Below are 16,830 nucleotides of genomic sequence, written 5' to 3'. Positions count from 1 at the left end.
ACTCATTCTCAAAAAATAACGAATTTAAACATGACCAATATTCTTTCTATACTTCCAGTTGATCCAAACGACAAAAAGGCTCTTGGCATTACAGAAGAATTATCAGCAGATTTATTTAAACGTTTTGGGAGCGACGGGAAAAGCTCTTTCACTGACTGGCAAAACAACAATCCAAAATTTTTATTTGTTGTTGCTTCTTTAAATAATGAAATTGTAGGCTGCGGAGCCTTTAGAGCAATTAATGAAAATACAGCCGAAATAAAACGAATGTATGCAAAATTTCCGCGAAGGAAAATAGGGCAGACTATTTTGAGTTATCTCGAAGAAAAAGCTAAAGATATTGGTTTTAGAAATTTGGTTTTAGAAACACGTTTAAAAAACAATGAAGCTGTGCAATTTTATCAAAAACAAGGATATAAAGTAATTCCAAATTACGGAAAATATGTAAATCGACCTGAAGCGGTTTGTTTTGGAAAATCTTTGATATAAAAAATCAAACAAATGTACACACCAGATTTATACAAAAACGAAAATCAGGAAGAAATCAGGGCTTTTTTAAAGGAAAATAGTTTTGGAATCCTAATCAATCAAACTAACGAAAAGTTATGTGCAACTCATATTCCGATAGAATTGGAACTGAATTCTGAAGGGAAAGAAATTTTGCAGGGACATATTTCAAAACTGAATCCGCAAGCAGAAGGCTTTAAAGAAAACGATCAGGTTTTGGCTGTTTTCACGGGACCACATACTTACATTTCCTCATCCTGGTACGATCATGAAAATGTACCAACATGGAATTATATAGCCGTTCATATTTATGGAAGAATTAAAATTGTAGATTATGAAACTTCTGTAAAACAGTTAAAAAAACTAGTTGATAAATACGAAGTGAACTCCGAAAATCCGGTTCGGATTGAGGATTTATCTGCCAAAACAATGCGTGAAGCAAGAGGAATATTGGGTTTTGAAATCAAAATTGAAGAAATTCAAGCCACGAAAAAACTCTCTCAAAACCGTGATAATCATAATTATAAAAACATCATTTCAGAATTAGAGAAAACCGAAAACCCTCAGGCAATTGCTGTTGCAAAAGAAATGTCAAAATACAAAAAGTAAATGGGTTTTACCATTGAAAATTAGGAATTCATAAGTACATTTGCACTCGCAAGATTCAAAAATTAAAAGACATTAAAATCAAATGCTTATACTTTTACTTTACTTTTTTATTGCTGTTGTATTCATACAAATTTTCTACTACTTAGGGATTTTCGGAAAGTTTGCTTTCGGTAAACCTCAAACCATTACGCCAAAAAAACTTCCGGTTTCTGTAATTGTCTGCGCAAAAAACGAAGAAGAAAATGTAAAAAAATATATTCCGTTACTAGCCGAACAGAATTATCCTGATTTTGAAATTGTTTTGATTGATGATGCATCCAGCGATGAAACATTAGAAGTTTTTGAACAATTTGAAGAAAAATATTCTAACATCCGATTAGTTAAAGTAAAAAATAACGAAGCTTTTTGGGGAAATAAAAAATATGCTTTAACATTAGGCATCAAAGCCTCGACAAAAGACTATTTGCTTTTTACTGATGCGGATTGTTATCCCACTTCAAAAGAATGGATTACGGCCATGAGTTCGCAATTTACAATGAATAAAACAATCGTTTTAGGATACGGAGGTTATGAAAAAACGGAGCGCTCTTTATTGAATAAAATTATTCGTTTTGAAACAGTTCTTACGGCAATGCAATATTTTTCATGGGCTAAAGCAGGACTTCCATACATGGGAGTTGGAAGAAATTTAGCCTATAAAAAAGAAGAGTTTTTTAATGTAAATGGATTTATAGATCATATCCAGATTCGTTCCGGTGATGATGACTTATTTGTAAACCAGGCAGCAAACAAAGCAAACACTACAATTGCATACATGCCTGAAAGCTTTACTTATTCTAAACCAAAGGAAACCTATAGAGACTGGTTTACCCAAAAAAGAAGACATATTGCTACAGCTAGTTACTATAAGTTTTTTGACAAAATGCAATTAGTTCTTTTTTACTGTTCCCAATTATTATTCTTCTCATTAGCTATCCCTTTATTGGCTTTTCAATTCCAATGGATAGCTGTATTGGCGTTATTGGCAACCCGATATACAATCGCTTGGATTGTAATTGGATTTTCAGCTGGAAAACTAAAAGAAAACGATTTAAAAGTCTGGTTTCCTATTGTTGAAATTATGCTTATATTCACACAAATCAATATCTTTATAACTAATCTTTTTTCAAAACCAGTAAATTGGAAATAAATTCTAAAATAGAAAAAGCAAAAGAAGGCGATCAAATCGCCTTTACTTTTTTATTAGATTTTTATTGGAATGAAGTGTACGGATTTATGCTCAGGCGTACAGAAAATGAAACTGTAGCCGAGGACATTACTATTGAAACTTTCTCAAAAGCTTTCGACAAAATCGCAACTTATAATCCGGAATTTAAATTTAATACCTGGCTAATCAGTATTGCAAAAAATGTTTATATTGATTTACTTCGCAAAAAGAAATCCAATCTCTTTATAGAAATTACTGACAACGAAGATCAGCAGGCGTACAACATCGCCGACCCTAGTCCATCTGCAGAGGATGCATTGATTAAAGAGCAAAATTTATCCCGTTTGCTTTTATGCATCAAAGAATTAAAACCCCATTATCAGGAAGTCATTCAGTTGCGCTATTTTCAGGAAATGACGTATCAGGAAATTGCACTCAAAATTAATGAGCCCTTAAGCAGTGTAAAAGTAAAATTACTCCGTGCTAAAAAATTATTAGCAGAAATTATCGAACGTAATCGATAATTTACTATCTTTAATAAAAGAATAAGGTATCAATAGTTTTATTCTTAAAAAACCAAACATTTCACATACCAAACGTTCTTTGTTTTCGTTATTAGTCAAACTAAAAACCTTTTATGCTTATGATTTAATGTTACTTAACCTTTTAAATCTAATTACTATGTCTAAATTAAGCCTTTACGAAACCAAATGGACTGATCTTGTTTTCGAGAACAAAAACAAAGAGTACGGCGCGTACCAATTACGTCAGGAGAATACCAAAACAACTGTTACTGCACTTTTTACGGCGCTATTATTGATCGCTACATTGGGAGCTATATCTGTTGTAATCAACAAATTTAGACCTGTCGATATTATAGCTGAACAGCCTACAATTTTTGATGAACCGCTAGTTCCAGTAAATATGGATCCAACAATTGTACAGCCAAAAACAGAAGAACCAACTGCTCCACCTATGCAAGAAAGCGCTCCGGCATCAACTGAAGTGCAATTAGTAAATCCTGTAGTAGTACCAACTCATGACGCTACACCAGAAGTTATCGCACCAAATACAAATAATGCTTCTACAGTAGATAACACTTCCGGAACCGGAACTGTAGTCAATGCATTACCAACAACCGGCGGTAATGGAACGGAAGGAGAAGCAACTAAGGCGATTGGTGACGGAAATTCAGTTGTAAGTACAGCCATTTTAGACAAAATGCCGGAATTCCCGGGCGGAATGGCTAAGTTCTACACTTACGTTGGAAACAACTTCAACAAACCTGAACTGGATGCTGAAAGAACATTGAGAGTATATGTTTCTTTTGTTATCGAAAAAGACGGTTCAATGACTGATATTACAGTAAAAAATGATCCAGGTTACGGATTAGGAAAAGAAGCTATACGTGTTCTGAAATCATTAAAAACAAAATGGACTCCAGGAATACTGGAAGGAAAACCAGTGCGAACAGCATATAATCTTCCGATCACGATAAAAACAGAAATGGAATAACAATACAAAAAAGCAGAATTTAGGTTCTGCTTTTTTTTGAATTAATTTTTATTAATAAAACTTCAATGGAACTACAATTCTTAATCATTGAAAAAACTCATTCATTTATTTTTAACTACTTTTACAACTGTTAAAAAAACATATTAGTTGTATAACATTAAAAAATAAAAAATGGGAATATTTTCAGCTATCCTTGGTAACGCAAGTTCAGTAAACCAGGAAGATTTAATTAAAAAATACGGACAGCTTTTGACTGATAATGAGCAATTTGAAATAGGATTCAAATTAATCCGTGACACTTTTATCTTTACAAACAAAAGATTAATTTTAGTTGACGTACAGGGAATCACAGGCAGCAAAACAGAATATAAATCAATTGCATATAAAAGCATTACAAGATTTAGTGTAGAAACTGCCGGAACTTTTGACCTTGATGCCGAATTAAAAATTTGGGTTTCCAGCGAATTACAACCAAGCATTGTGAAACAATTCAATAAATCGGTAAATGTATATGATGTTCAAAAAGTATTGGCACATCACGTTTTGGGTTAATTTTAAAATAAAAACCCGACAAATTTTAAAAACTTGTCGGGTTTGTCAATTAAAAAAAATTATTTCTTTTTAGTAGTTGCCTTTTTTGTGGTTGCCTTTTTTGTGGTTGTTTTCTTAACTGGTGCAGTATTGTCTATTTTTTGCTGCACATACGCTTTATACACACCATCTTTTTCAGCTCTTTTTTTAGCATCTTCAGCCCTTTGTTTTGAGTCCGGATGCGAACTCATCATTCTTTCCAAAAATGACGCTTCATTGCCTTCACTCATTTTGGCTAAAATTCTAAAAGCAGATTCTTCAGCATTAACATTATAACCATTTTTTTTCATAAAATTATAGGCAAACAAATCCGCTTCAGCTTCTTGTTTGCGGCTATGTTTACTATCGATCATAGCACTTCCTATTTTCCCCAGCTGACTATCCGTGATACTTGAAATTGTTGCTGACTGAGAAGAAACTCCATCTATTAAAGCTTCTTTTTGATAAGCTGCTCGCATAGCGTCTCTTGAATCATTATTAGCAACGTGACCAATTTCGTGACCAATTACAGCCAGCAGTTCATTATCATCCATAATATCCATTAGCCCTGAATACACCCGTACACTGCCGTCTGCTGTTGCAAATGCATTTACTTCTTTGAGTTTATATACTTTATAGTTTAAAGTATAACCTTCCCCGGAAGTATGTTTCCCAAAAAGCCTGTTTAATCTTAACGTGTAAGGATCATTTGCCCCCGCAACCTGATTTTCTGCATCTAATTTATCTACGGCCTCTTTAGATAATTTAGCCGCATCTGCATTTGTCAAACTAAAACTTGCCACTCCCTTTTGAACTGCTCCTATTGCTTTTTCGCCTAAATTAATCTGAGCATGCACTTTTGTAAAGCTCAAAGAAGCGAATAGAATCCCTAAAACTATCAATTTGTTTTTCATTTTTTTTAATTTAATTACAGCGCAAATATACTTAGATCTAAAAATATAAAACGGTTTATATTTATTTCTTTTAACCGTTAAACAATCACAAATACATTACATTATTAAAATTAAACCTTAATATATCCCATAAAATTAACAAATTGCCGATAATTAACCAATAAAATCGACAACATAACAATTAGTCACACCACTAACTTGTGCAACTTTGCGTATATTTGTACTTTCAATTTTAATGTATGGAAACTGTTGTCGAAAATATACCTGCCGGAAAACCTAAATGGTTAAAAGTAAAACTTCCAATTGGCCAAAAATACACTGAGCTTCGTGGTTTGGTAGATAAATATAGCTTAAATACGATCTGTACTTCAGGAAGCTGCCCTAATATGGGAGAATGCTGGGGCGAAGGAACAGCAACTTTTATGATTTTAGGAAATGTTTGCACACGTTCTTGCGGTTTTTGTGGTGTAAAAACAGGAAGACCAGAAACAGTAGACTGGGATGAACCTGAAAAAGTGGCCCGATCCATCAAAATAATGAACATTAAACATGCGGTAATCACAAGTGTGGACAGGGATGATTTAAAAGATGGCGGTTCTATTATCTGGATTGAAACCGTAAAAGCAATTCGCCGTATGAACCCAAACACAACTCTTGAAACTTTAATTCCGGATTTTCAGGGAATCGAAAGAAATCTGGACCGAATTGTAGAAGCAAATCCTGAGGTGGTTTCTCACAACATGGAAACTGTTAGACGTTTAACCCGCGAAGTACGTATTCAGGCAAAATATGACCGTAGTTTAGAAGTATTACGTTACTTAAAAGAAAAGGGGATCAACAGAACAAAATCAGGGATTATGCTGGGACTTGGTGAAACAGAAGAGGAGGTTTTTCAAACCATGACTGATTTACGCAATGCAAATGTTGATGTGGTAACTATTGGCCAATATTTACAGCCAAGCAAAAAACATTTACCTGTAAAAGAGTTTATTACTCCTGAACAATTCGCCAGATACGAACAATTTGGACTTGAACTAGGATTCCGTCATGTAGAGAGTGGCCCCCTTGTTCGTTCATCTTATAAAGCACAAAAACATATATTGTAAAAAGCTTATCCGGTTAATTCTTAATTTATTTTAACCGATTAAACATATCACAGAATAAAATTTGAAAACTAGAATTGCTATAAATGGTTTTGGAAGAATCGGCAGAAATTTATTTCGATTACTTCTAAACCATCCTGAAATTGAAGTCGTTGCAATCAATGATATTGCAGATAATAAAACAATGTCACATTTAATAAAATATGACAGTATTCATGGCGTTTTGCCTTTTGCAGTCTCATATGATGAAAAAGGGATAATTGTGGATCAAAAACATTATTTATTCTTTCATGAAAATAAAATTTCAAATTTAGACTGGAAAAGTCATACTATTGATTTTGTAATTGAATCGACGGGAAAATATAAAACCCACGAAGAATTAAATACACATCTTGAATCAGGAGCCAAAAGAGTAATTCTCTCTGCTCCGTCTGAAGTAGACACCATAAAAACTGTTGTTTTAGGAGTAAATGAAGGAATTTTGGATGGAAGTGAAAAAATTGTTTCAAACGCAAGCTGTACAACAAATAATGCGGCTCCAATGATTAAAATAATTGATGAATTGTGTGGTATTGAACAAGCTTACATTACAACAATTCACTCTTATACGACTGACCAGAGTTTACATGATCAGCCGCATAAAGATTTAAGAAGAGCAAGAGGTGCCAGCCAGTCAATTGTTCCTACTACAACAGGAGCAGCCAAGGCACTTACAAAAATCTTCCCGGATCTGCATCAAAAAATTGGCGGTTGTGGTATCCGTGTTCCGGTACCTGACGGCTCTTTAACAGACATTACGTTCAACGTAAAACGCGCTGTAACTATTGAAGAAATTAATGATGCTTTTCAAAATGCATCAAAAACATATTTAAAAAACATATTAGATTACACAGAAGATCCAATCGTATCAGTAGATGTAATAGGCAATAGAAATTCATGCTTATTTGACTCTCAACTAACTTCCGTCATTGATAAAATGGTAAAAGTGGTTGGCTGGTATGATAATGAGATAGGCTATTCATCAAGGCTTATCGATTTAATTTTGCTGATGAAAAAAACATAAGATTCCATTATAAAAAGTATTGTATTATGAGATACCTTTTTATTATTATCAGTTTTTTTTCCACCCTTTTGTATTCGCAAATTAAACCGAATACAGATATCTTTTTTCATGATGCCATATTATCCAGCCCAGATAAAAATTTGGCTGACAAATCGAATTACAAAAATTCTTATGAATATTTGAATTTCCAGAAAGCAATGTCTTTCAAATCTCAAAAAAAATACGATTTAGCTTCTAAAACACTAAAACAAATAATCAGCCGTCCGGACAACACCAAAACTTTAGCAATCAAATCAGAATCCTATTATCAACTTGGGTTAATAGAAACGCAATTAAAGAAAAGTGATTCCGCCATTTTCTACTTTAATAAGGCTCTCGATTTAAATGCAAAAACTCAAAATTTAAAACAAAAAGCCAGTATTATATTAGCAATAAGCCAGTATTATAAAAGTAAAAAGGAATACGAACGTGCATACAGCTATCTAAATGAACATTATCAAATAGAACATACTATTTTAAGAATAAATTACAGCAAATCCAATTCTGAAAAATACGCAAAAATCGATGAGATTCATCTTTTAAACAAAGAGAGAAAAATAAATGAAGAAAAAGCTCAGATTAAAACATACAGATACTCCAAATTAATCAGTATTCTGGCTATTGCACTAATATCTATCTTATCCTTACTGAGTCTCGCCCTCTACAAAAACAACGTTATCAGAAACCAGAGTAATTTACTCTTAAGAGAAAAAAACAAAGAGCTTATTCTGGCAAAAAATAAAGCCGAAGAAGCTTCAAAAGCCAGATCTGAATTTTTATCTACTGTAAGTCATGAACTCCGGACTCCATTAAACGCTATAAACGGAATTGCGCACTTATTACTTGAAGAAAATCCAAAAGAATCTCAATTAAAATATTTAGATTCGTTAAAATTCTCCGGAAATTACCTCACCACGTTTATCAATGAAATACTTGAAATCAACAAAATTGACTCAAATAAAATTGAAATAGAAAAAATCAGCTTTGACTTAAAAGCTTTACTTAGTAACATTCAGAATTCGTTAAAAGAATTAGCATCTGCAAATAACAATGATTTACTACTGGAAATAGATGATGCCATTCCTGACAATTTAATTGGCGACACAACAAAGCTTTCACAAATTATCCTGAATTTAATCAACAACGCATTAAAGTTTACCCAAAACGGAAAAGTCTCAGTTATTGCTAAACTAGATGGTCTGGAAAATGAAAAAGCAACGGTTTATTTTGAAATAACTGACACAGGAATCGGGATTCCCAAAGACAAGCATAAAAAAGTTTTTGAAAGCTTTTCGCAAGGTTCAGTAGAAGTAAATCGTAAATATGGCGGAACAGGATTAGGGCTTACTATTGTAAAAAAACTCATTCACCTTTTAGGAGGCAAAATTCATTTAGAAAGTGAAGAGGGAAAAGGTTCTACATTTAATTTTAAATTAAACTTCGATATCAGTAAAAATCCCTCAGAAAAGATTCAGGAGATTAAAAACTACAATGATGACCAGTTAAAAAACAAACTCATTTTGTTAGTTGAAGACAACAAAATCAATCAGATGATTACCCGAAAAATGCTCGAAAACAAATCTATATGTTGTGAAATACTTGATAATGGTGAGGAAGCAATCGAACTCTTAAAAACAAAAAGTTTTGATTTAGTTTTAATGGATGTCCATCTACCAGGTATAAATGGCACAACAACTACCCAATTAATCCGGGAATTCGACAAAACAACACCAATCATTGCTCTTACCGCTATTTCACTAAACGAAAACAGAGAACAGCTTTTGTCTTTCGGAATGAATGATGTTATTACAAAACCTTTTGTGCCTGATATATTTTACAATACCATTGCTCAATTCTTTGATTAACATCGATCCTGAAATTAGCCTTTCACATAATTCAAAATAGCAGCGTCAAAATTTTGCTGATGATTGATAAAAGTACTTTTTATAGGCAAATAATATAATTTCGAAATCATCCGGGCATCTTTCAATCGAACGTAATCTTTTTCAGTTGTAATGATTTTTTTGCCTTGAGCCTGATTCTGAATTTGATTTAAATCTTTTTCAGAAAAATGATGATGATCAGGAAAAGTCAGACATTCATCATTTTCGTTTTTTAGAAAATCAAAAAATGGTCTGGGCTTTGCAATTCCGGCTAAAAGCACTTTTGATTCTGATTTTATTTCCTTTACAGCAATTCTCTCTTGCTTATTATAAATTGCATCATCATAATCTATAAAAGTAAAATAAATTTGCTGCGAAATGTCTAATTTTAACTTCAAACGAATTTCTTCCTGCTTTTCATCAGACAGGTTTTTAGGGCACTTTGTAACTACAACAATATTGGCTCTTCTGGCTCCACTCCTGCTCTCACGCAAGTTTCCGGCTGGAAGCATAAAATCATCTGTATACAAATCGTCAAAAGCAGTCAGTAAGATATAAAATCCAGCTTTCACTTTTCGATGTTGATAAGCATCATCCAGTAAAATTATTTCCGGTTTGGTTTTCTGCGAAAGTAATTGTGTAATTCCATTAGTACGATTGGCATCTACCGCAACCTGAACATTGGGGAATTTTTGATAAAACTGAAAAGGTTCATCACCCAGAATTTCAGCGTTTGAATTTTCATCAGCCAAAACAAAACCTTCAGATTTTCTTTTATAGCCACGGCTTAAAGTTGCTACTTTATACTGATCAGACAACAAGCGAATCAAGTATTCAATTTGTGGCGTTTTCCCAGTTCCGCCCACACTTAAATTACCAACTGCTATAACCGGAAGATCAAACGAAGTAGATTTCAGAATTCCTTTATCAAAAAGGAAATTACGGATTGACGTTATAAATCCGTATAAAATGGAAAACGGGAAAAGTATTTTTCGAAGTAAGTTCATTTTACGAAAGTATAATTTTTTTCGTTAATTTGTTTCAGGTTTAGGCTTCAACAAAAAACTAAAAAATGAAAATAAAACAAATTATAGACGTTCTGGAACAAATGGCTCCTCTGGCTTATGCCGAAGATTTTGATAATGTGGGTCTTTTAGTCGGAAATCCGGAAACCGAAAGCACAGGAGTTTTGGTTTGCCACGATGCTTTAGAAAACGTAATCGAAGAAGCTATTGCCAAAAACTGCAATCTGGTCGTTTGTTTTCATCCGATATTATTCTCCGGAATCAAAAAAATCACAGGCAAAAACTATGTAGAACGTGCGATTTTAAAAGCTATCAAAAATGATATTGCCATTTATGCAGTTCACACCGCTTTAGACAATCATTCGCAGGGAGTAAACAAAATATTTTGTGATGCTTTAGGCTTAGTCCATACAAAGGTTTTAGTTCCGAAGCAGAATTTCATTCAAAAGTTAGTTACTTACACCACTGCGGATAATTCAGACAAAGTTAGGAACGCATTGTTTGAAGCAGGTGCAGGTACAATTGGAAATTATGACAACTGTAGCTTCAACTCTGAAGGCTTTTTTACGTTTCAGGGAAATCAAAACAGCAATCCCGTAATTGGAGAAAGAGGAAAATTACATACCGGAACCGAAATAAAAATTGAAGTTGTTTTCGAAAAACATTTACAATCCAGAATTTTAAAAGCCCTTTTTGCAAATCATATTTATGAAGAGGTAGCTTATGAAATTTATGATTTACAGAATTCGCATCAAAATATCGGGCTGGGAATGATTGGTGAACTGGAATCTGAAATGGACGAAAAAGATTTTCTTCACTTCGTAAAAGATAAAATGATTGCCGATGGTATTCGTCATTCAGCCTTTACAGGAAAAAAAATAAAGAAAGTTGCCGTTTTGGGAGGCTCAGGAAGTTTTGCCATAAAAAATGCTATTCAGGCGGGAGCAGATGCTTTTTTAACAGCCGATTTAAAATACCATCAGTTTTATGAAGCAGAAAACAAATTACTTTTAGCCGATATTGGTCATTTTGAGAGCGAACGCTATACAAAAAATTATATTGTTGATTATCTTAGAAAAAAAATCCTTAATTTTGCCATCATTTTATCAGAAGAAAATACAAATCCAGTTAAGTACTTATAGAATATGACGAATACGAAAGAATTAAGTGTTGAGGACAAGTTAAGAGCAATATACGATTTACAGCTTATTGACTCGAGAATTGACGAAATCAGAAACGTAAGAGGGGAGCTTCCATTAGAAGTAGAAGATTTAGAAGATGAAGTTGCGGGTCTGAGCACTCGTTCAGAGAAACTAAAAGGTGAACTTGAAGTGGTTGAAGAGCAAATCAAAGCAAAAAAAAATGCAATTGAGGAGCACAAAGAAGTGATTAAAAAGTACACAAAACAACAAGAATCTGTTCGTAATAACAGAGAATTTAATTCTTTGACAAAAGAAGTTGAATTTCAGGAATTAGAAATTCAATTGGCTGAGAAGCAAATAAAAGAAATGAAAGCTTCTATCGAGCACAAGAAAGAAGTTATTTCAAATCTAAAAGAAAAATTAGAAGCTAAAAGTTCACACTTAAAACATAAAAAATCTGAGTTAGATGCGATTATGGCTGAAACTCAAAAAGAAGAAATCTTCTTAACTGAGAAATCTGCTGAGTATGCTGCACAAATCGAAGACAGATTATTAGCTGCTTACAAAAGAATAAGAAGTAGTGTACGTAACGGATTAGCTGTAGTTTCTATTGAAAGAGGAGCTTCTGCAGGATCATTCTTCACAATTCCGCCACAGACTCAGGTAGAAATTGCTTCAAGAAAGAAAATCATCACTGATGAGCATTCAGGAAGAATCTTAGTTGACAGCGCACTTGCTGACGAAGAGAGAGAAAAAATGGAACAATTGTTCGCTAAAATCTAAATAAAATTGTCCCGATCAAAATCGGGACTTTTTTTTACCATAAAATTTAATGGTCTTGGGACTTAAAAAAGGAATTCGTTTTATTACATTAAAATCGGTTGGGCAATACATTAACTTCCTTAGTTACATCCGTCCGCAAAAAGCTGTCGAACTTTCATATGCGCTTTTCAGTCAGCCAAGAGATGGAAGATTACTAAAAGAAAAATTGCCTAAAATTCTGAGAAATACCGAAACAGAAACCTTTCACCACAATGAACACCATTTTCAAACCTATATCTGGAAAGGAAACGAAACCAAAATTCTGCTGGTTCATGGGTGGGAAAGCAATTCATCACGCTGGAAAAAAACACTTCCACATCTTCAAAAATCAGGAAGCACCATTATCGCACTTGATGCCCCGGCACACGGACAAAGCAGTGGTAAAGAATTTAATGTTCCTCTCTATGCCGAATTCATCAATAAAGCGGTAGAAAAATACCAGCCGGACATCATTATTGGACATTCTATTGGCGGATCAGCCTGCGTGTACCATCAATATTTATTCCCAAATACCAGTATAAATAAAATGGTCATTTTGGGAGCTCCATCAGATTTAAAAACACTGATTGACAATTATGTATCGATGCTGAGCTTAAATAACAGAATGTTTACACTATTGGAAAATCGATTTTTAACACATTTTAATTTTAAACTCGAAGATTTCTCCGGACAAAAATTTGCTTCACAATTTAATATCCCTGGTTTAATCGCTCACGATATAACTGACAAAATTGTAGCTTTTGAAGAAGGAAAAAAAATAGCCCGTAACTGGAAAAACTCTCAGTTCATCGAAACAAATGGTCTGGGCCATGGTATGCACGATGATGAATTGTATGAAAAAGTGATTGCCTTTTTATTTTCTTCGGAAGGTTCAGAGTAGTAAAGGTTCAAAGGAATGAAGGATCAAACTAGAAATTCTGCATAGAAAATCGCCAACCCTTCTCGAGTTTTGCCTGTGATTCTTCGTTCCTCAGGATGACAAGATTGTATGAAATCCAAAAATCTAAGAAGTCTAAAATCTAAAGATCTAAGAAGTCTAATTTTTGCCTACTTTTGCATTATGGAAGAAAATCTAAAACGTCTTAATAAATTTATTGGAGAAACCGGTTATTGTTCCCGTCGTGAAGCCGATAAGTTAATCGAAGAAGGGCGAGTAACTATAAACGGCGTCGTGCCTGAAATGGGAACCAAGGTATCACCAGATGACGAAGTGCGCATAGATGGTAAATTAATCGTTGAAAAACACGAAAAAATGATCTACCTGGCTTTCAACAAACCTGTTGGAATCGAATGTACAACCAATTTAGAAGTTCGGAATAATATTGTCGATTATATTAATTATCCAAAGCGTATTTTTCCAATAGGAAGATTAGATAAAGCCAGTGAAGGACTGATTTTCATGACCAATGACGGCGATATCGTAAACAAGATTTTACGTGCCCGAAACAATCATGAAAAAGAATATACTGTAACCGTAAATAAACCCATAACGGACCGTTTTATACAACGTATGGGAAACGGTGTCCCCATTTTAGATACTGTTACCAAAAAATGCAAGGTTGAGCAAATCAGTAAATACACTTTCAAAATCATTCTGACGCAAGGTTTAAATCGCCAGATTCGAAGAATGTCAGAGTATTTAGGTTATGAAGTTACAGCGTTAAAACGCATCCGGATTATCAATATTTCATTAGATGTCCCTGTTGGACGCTATAGAGATTTAACAGATGCTGAGATAAAAGAATTAAATCAGCTCATTGAGCCATCAAGCAAAACCGAAGAAGCTAGTTTCCCTAAACCGGAAACTCCCAAAAGAAGAACAGAATTTATTTCAAAACACGATCCCCGATTTAAAAAAAGAGGTGATTATTGATTCTTATAAACTAAAAAATCCTTCAGACGCTGAAGGATTTTTTACTTAAATAATTTCTGCGAAACTAAATGATTACTTCAAAATACGGAAGTTTTTCACAAAGTCCTTATACTTATCGCTAAGGGTTACTTTGTGGTTTCCTTTTAAAATGATCAAATTATCATTTACATTTATTTGTTCGATTTTACTCAGATTAACTATATAATTGCGATGCGTCTGGCAAAATTTAGCTGCATCCAGCAACTGAATAATTTTGGTTAACGATATTAAAATAACAAATTTCTCTGCATCAGTAATGATATTGCAATAACGATCTTCAACTTCTATGTACAAAATATCCTTGATTTGAACTTTCTTTAAAACCTTGTTTTTTTTGATAAAAAGAGAATCCCTGCTTATCACTGTGTTTTGATCTTCACTATGAAAAACATTGGTCTGCTCGTAAAATTTTTCAAGAGCCATTTCCAGTGCATACAAAATTTCAAGTTCATTAAAAGGTTTTAATAAGAAGCTAAAAGGTTTAGTCAATTTAGCCCTCTCAAAAATCTGACGGTCTTTAGAACTGGTTAAAAAAACAAATGGTTTTTGTCCGTCAGGCACTATGTTGATGGTTTCTGCAAAGGTAATTCCGTCTGGCTTCCCATCTAAAAAAACATCAATTACCACAATGTCGATTGTGTTTTGGTAAAAGAGTGTTAGCGCCTCCTGATGCGTTCTGGCAATACCTACAACATTATAATTATTATCAGTAAGTACTTTTGCAAGTGCATCGCTTTCGGCTGGTGTATCTTCGACAATAAGTACATTTATATTATCCATGATTTTTAAACTTTGGTAATCCTATGATGATTTTAGTTCCAACACCTTCTTCACTCTCTATATCGAGTGTTCCTTCATTTTTGCGAATCAGGCTTTTGCATAACTGCATTCCTAATCCTGTTCCTATAACATCATCGTTTTGCTTTTTCGAAAGCAAAATGGTTTCTTTTAATAATTCTTTTCTTGTTACTTCATTCATTCCTAACCCGGTGTCTTCGATGACCAGATAACAAAATTCTTCTGATGCAGGCCGGCTGTAAATAGCAATCGTTCCGTTTTCTTTAGAGAATTTAATCGCATTGTCTAAAAAGTTCCGAATGATGATTTTAAGCGAATCCAGATCAGCAAACACATAATCTGAAGCTGCAACATTAATTACAAAACTAATGTTCTTATTGAGCATCAAAGGCTTGTAATTGTACTCTACATGCTGCACAATCGAAGTCAGATGCAATGATTCACGATAAAAATATCCTTGCTGGGTTTGCATTAAAGCCCAATTAAGCAGATTATCTAATAAATTATAGGCACCGCTTGCAATTGAACTGTTTTTATGGAGTAAAACATCGAGTTCGGTATAGTTTTTACTTTCCAGATTGTCCAGAAGTTTACTATTACTCACTTTCAGTGCATTTACAGAAGAACGCAAATCATGACTGACGATTGAGAACAACTTGTCTTTGGTAGCATTAAGCTCATCCAATTCATTTTTCTGGGCTAAAATTATTTTATTGTTCCTGATTTTCTGTCTGTAAAAATAAACTCCGGTACCCAACAATACAAACAATAAAACCGAAGAAATGAGAAACCCATTTCTTTCGGCTATTTTTGCTTTATTCTCTGCAGCGAGAACGTTGACTTCTTTTTGTTTTTGTTTTATGGCAAATTTCTTTTCTACTTCTGCAATTTCCCAGACTTTATTTTGATCGTTCAAGGAATCTTTCCAGGCTTCGTATTCTTTTCTGTAAGTTAATGCTAGCGGAAAATTTTTCCTGTTCTCTTCTACTGCTGCCATATTCTTGGCTGAAGTTTTTTTTAAATCAAAGGACTTTATCTTTTTTGATAACTGATAAGCTTTTTCAAAATAAGGAATTGCCTGATTGTCTTTATATTGTATATAATACAAATTAGCAAGATCCATATAAGAACTTATTAAAAGTAATGTATCTTTTTCCTTTTCCTGCAATTTTGAACTCTTAAATAAATATTCTTCTGATTCATCAAATTTCTCTAAATGTAAATAACACAAACCGATATTATGTAAAACACTACTTTTTTTTAGATCATATAATTTTTTACTAAGCTTCTCTATAGCACTAAAATGCAATAATGCTATTTTAAATTCATTTTGTTCTAATGCAATATCTCCCAATAAAAAATTGACTTTATAATAAAACACAAATTTGGATGAAATGAGATTAAACTCTTTCTTAGCTTCTTTGAAAATTTTTTTCTCCAAGAAACTAACAGCTCTAAAATAATGGCAATAGTCTTTCAATTCATAAGCATTTCTGCTACTAATTTGTTTCATTGAATATACTAATGTAGAATCCCATTCTTTTGAAAAAAAGAAATGTTGAGCTTTTTTAAAATTAATTTCGTCTCTATATTTTAACGTCCTTTTTTTTATTTCAGATTCTAATAAATTATCTACTAACCTTTCTTGTGAAAAAAGAAATGAAGTATTGAATATGACAAATAAAGCGATAAATAAAAATCCTTTAGTCATTATCTTTCCT

General features: G+C 33.3%; 17 protein-coding genes. 13 read left to right on the top strand and 4 right to left on the bottom strand.

What is annotated here, in order from left to right; translation table 11 throughout:
• The first annotated feature begins 30 nt into the window (after positions 1-30).
• From ACNC7R_RS04160 to ACNC7R_RS04135, 6 genes are all read left to right on the top strand, one after another.
• Entirely contained in the window at positions 31-489 is a 459-nt protein-coding gene (locus ACNC7R_RS04160; protein ID WP_417939730.1) for a GNAT family N-acetyltransferase, read from the top strand.
• Between the two features lie 12 nt (positions 490-501).
• Complete coding sequence (locus ACNC7R_RS04155; RefSeq protein WP_417939729.1) at positions 502-1,116, top strand: FMN-binding negative transcriptional regulator; 615 nt, start codon at positions 502-504, stop codon at positions 1,114-1,116.
• A gap of 82 nt (positions 1,117-1,198) precedes the next feature.
• Positions 1,199-2,305: a glycosyltransferase gene (locus ACNC7R_RS04150; RefSeq protein ID WP_417939728.1), complete on the top strand. Its 1,107-nt coding sequence runs from the start codon at positions 1,199-1,201 to the stop codon at positions 2,303-2,305.
• Complete coding sequence (locus ACNC7R_RS04145; RefSeq protein WP_417939727.1) at positions 2,296-2,847, top strand: RNA polymerase sigma factor; 552 nt, start codon at positions 2,296-2,298, stop codon at positions 2,845-2,847. Before ACNC7R_RS04150 ends, ACNC7R_RS04145 begins: the two co-directional genes overlap by 10 nt.
• A 157-nt stretch (positions 2,848-3,004) precedes the next feature.
• Positions 3,005-3,838 (top strand): energy transducer TonB, encoded by an 834-nt coding sequence (locus tag ACNC7R_RS04140; protein ID WP_417939726.1) that lies wholly within the window; start codon positions 3,005-3,007, stop codon positions 3,836-3,838.
• 171 nt (positions 3,839-4,009) lie between these two features.
• Positions 4,010-4,390: a PH domain-containing protein gene (locus ACNC7R_RS04135; protein ID WP_163407681.1), complete on the top strand. Its 381-nt coding sequence runs from the start codon at positions 4,010-4,012 to the stop codon at positions 4,388-4,390.
• A 59-nt stretch (positions 4,391-4,449) separates the two neighbouring features.
• Here the strand turns inward: ACNC7R_RS04135 and ACNC7R_RS04130 are convergent, their stop codons facing one another.
• A complete protein-coding gene (locus ACNC7R_RS04130; protein WP_417939725.1) occupies positions 4,450-5,322 on the bottom strand; it encodes a M48 family metalloprotease in 873 nt (290 codons plus the stop codon).
• Positions 5,323-5,561: 239 nt separating this feature from the next.
• On the opposite strand from ACNC7R_RS04130, the gene lipA reads away from it, so the two are divergent.
• From lipA to ACNC7R_RS04115, 3 genes are all read left to right on the top strand, one after another.
• Positions 5,562-6,428, top strand: coding sequence for a lipoyl synthase (gene lipA / locus ACNC7R_RS04125; RefSeq protein ID WP_417939724.1), 867 nt, complete (start codon positions 5,562-5,564; stop codon positions 6,426-6,428).
• A gap of 61 nt (positions 6,429-6,489) precedes the next feature.
• Positions 6,490-7,488 carry a type I glyceraldehyde-3-phosphate dehydrogenase gene (gap, locus tag ACNC7R_RS04120; protein ID WP_417939723.1) on the top strand — a complete coding sequence of 333 codons (999 nt, stop codon included), beginning with the start codon at positions 6,490-6,492 and terminating at the stop codon, positions 7,486-7,488.
• A 26-nt stretch (positions 7,489-7,514) separates the two neighbouring features.
• Positions 7,515-9,392: an ATP-binding protein gene (locus ACNC7R_RS04115; protein ID WP_417939722.1), complete on the top strand. Its 1,878-nt coding sequence runs from the start codon at positions 7,515-7,517 to the stop codon at positions 9,390-9,392.
• A 14-nt stretch (positions 9,393-9,406) separates the two neighbouring features.
• Here ACNC7R_RS04115 and lpxK read toward each other — a convergent pair whose 3' ends face one another.
• Positions 9,407-10,417, bottom strand: a complete 1,011-nt coding sequence (lpxK, locus tag ACNC7R_RS04110) for a tetraacyldisaccharide 4'-kinase (protein ID WP_417939721.1) — start codon at positions 10,415-10,417, stop codon at positions 9,407-9,409.
• Between the two features lie 65 nt (positions 10,418-10,482).
• Here lpxK and ACNC7R_RS04105 point away from each other — a divergent pair, with 65 nt between their 5' ends.
• The 4 genes from ACNC7R_RS04105 (at position 10,483) to rluF (ending at position 14,272) form a co-directional block, all read left to right on the top strand.
• Positions 10,483-11,577 carry a Nif3-like dinuclear metal center hexameric protein gene (locus tag ACNC7R_RS04105; RefSeq protein WP_417939720.1) on the top strand — a complete coding sequence of 365 codons (1,095 nt, stop codon included), beginning with the start codon at positions 10,483-10,485 and terminating at the stop codon, positions 11,575-11,577.
• Positions 11,578-11,580: 3 nt separating this feature from the next.
• The gene (locus ACNC7R_RS04100; RefSeq protein WP_417939719.1) at positions 11,581-12,360 is read left to right on the top strand and encodes a zinc ribbon domain-containing protein; all 780 of its coding nucleotides are present in this window, start codon (positions 11,581-11,583) and stop codon (positions 12,358-12,360) included.
• 55 nt (positions 12,361-12,415) lie between these two features.
• Positions 12,416-13,279 (top strand): alpha/beta fold hydrolase, encoded by an 864-nt coding sequence (locus tag ACNC7R_RS04095; protein ID WP_417939718.1) that lies wholly within the window; start codon positions 12,416-12,418, stop codon positions 13,277-13,279.
• Between the two features lie 180 nt (positions 13,280-13,459).
• On the top strand, positions 13,460-14,272 hold the full coding sequence (rluF, locus tag ACNC7R_RS04090; RefSeq protein ID WP_417939717.1) for a 23S rRNA pseudouridine(2604) synthase RluF: 813 nt from the start codon (positions 13,460-13,462) through the stop codon (positions 14,270-14,272).
• 72 nt (positions 14,273-14,344) lie between these two features.
• Here rluF and ACNC7R_RS04085 read toward each other — a convergent pair whose 3' ends face one another.
• Together ACNC7R_RS04085 and ACNC7R_RS04080 are read right to left on the bottom strand one after the other, a co-directional pair.
• Entirely contained in the window at positions 14,345-15,091 is a 747-nt protein-coding gene (locus ACNC7R_RS04085) for a LytR/AlgR family response regulator transcription factor (protein WP_417939716.1), read from the bottom strand.
• Positions 15,084-16,820, bottom strand: a complete 1,737-nt coding sequence (locus ACNC7R_RS04080; protein WP_417939715.1) for an ATP-binding protein — start codon at positions 16,818-16,820, stop codon at positions 15,084-15,086. Before ACNC7R_RS04080 ends, ACNC7R_RS04085 begins: the two co-directional genes overlap by 8 nt.
• Between the last annotated feature and the right edge of the window lie 10 nt (positions 16,821-16,830).

It is taken from the genome of Flavobacterium adiutor, from assembly GCF_048282555.1.
GTDB lineage: Bacteria > Bacteroidota > Bacteroidia > Flavobacteriales > Flavobacteriaceae > Flavobacterium.
This window is presented reverse-complemented; position numbering and strand designations above follow the sequence as displayed.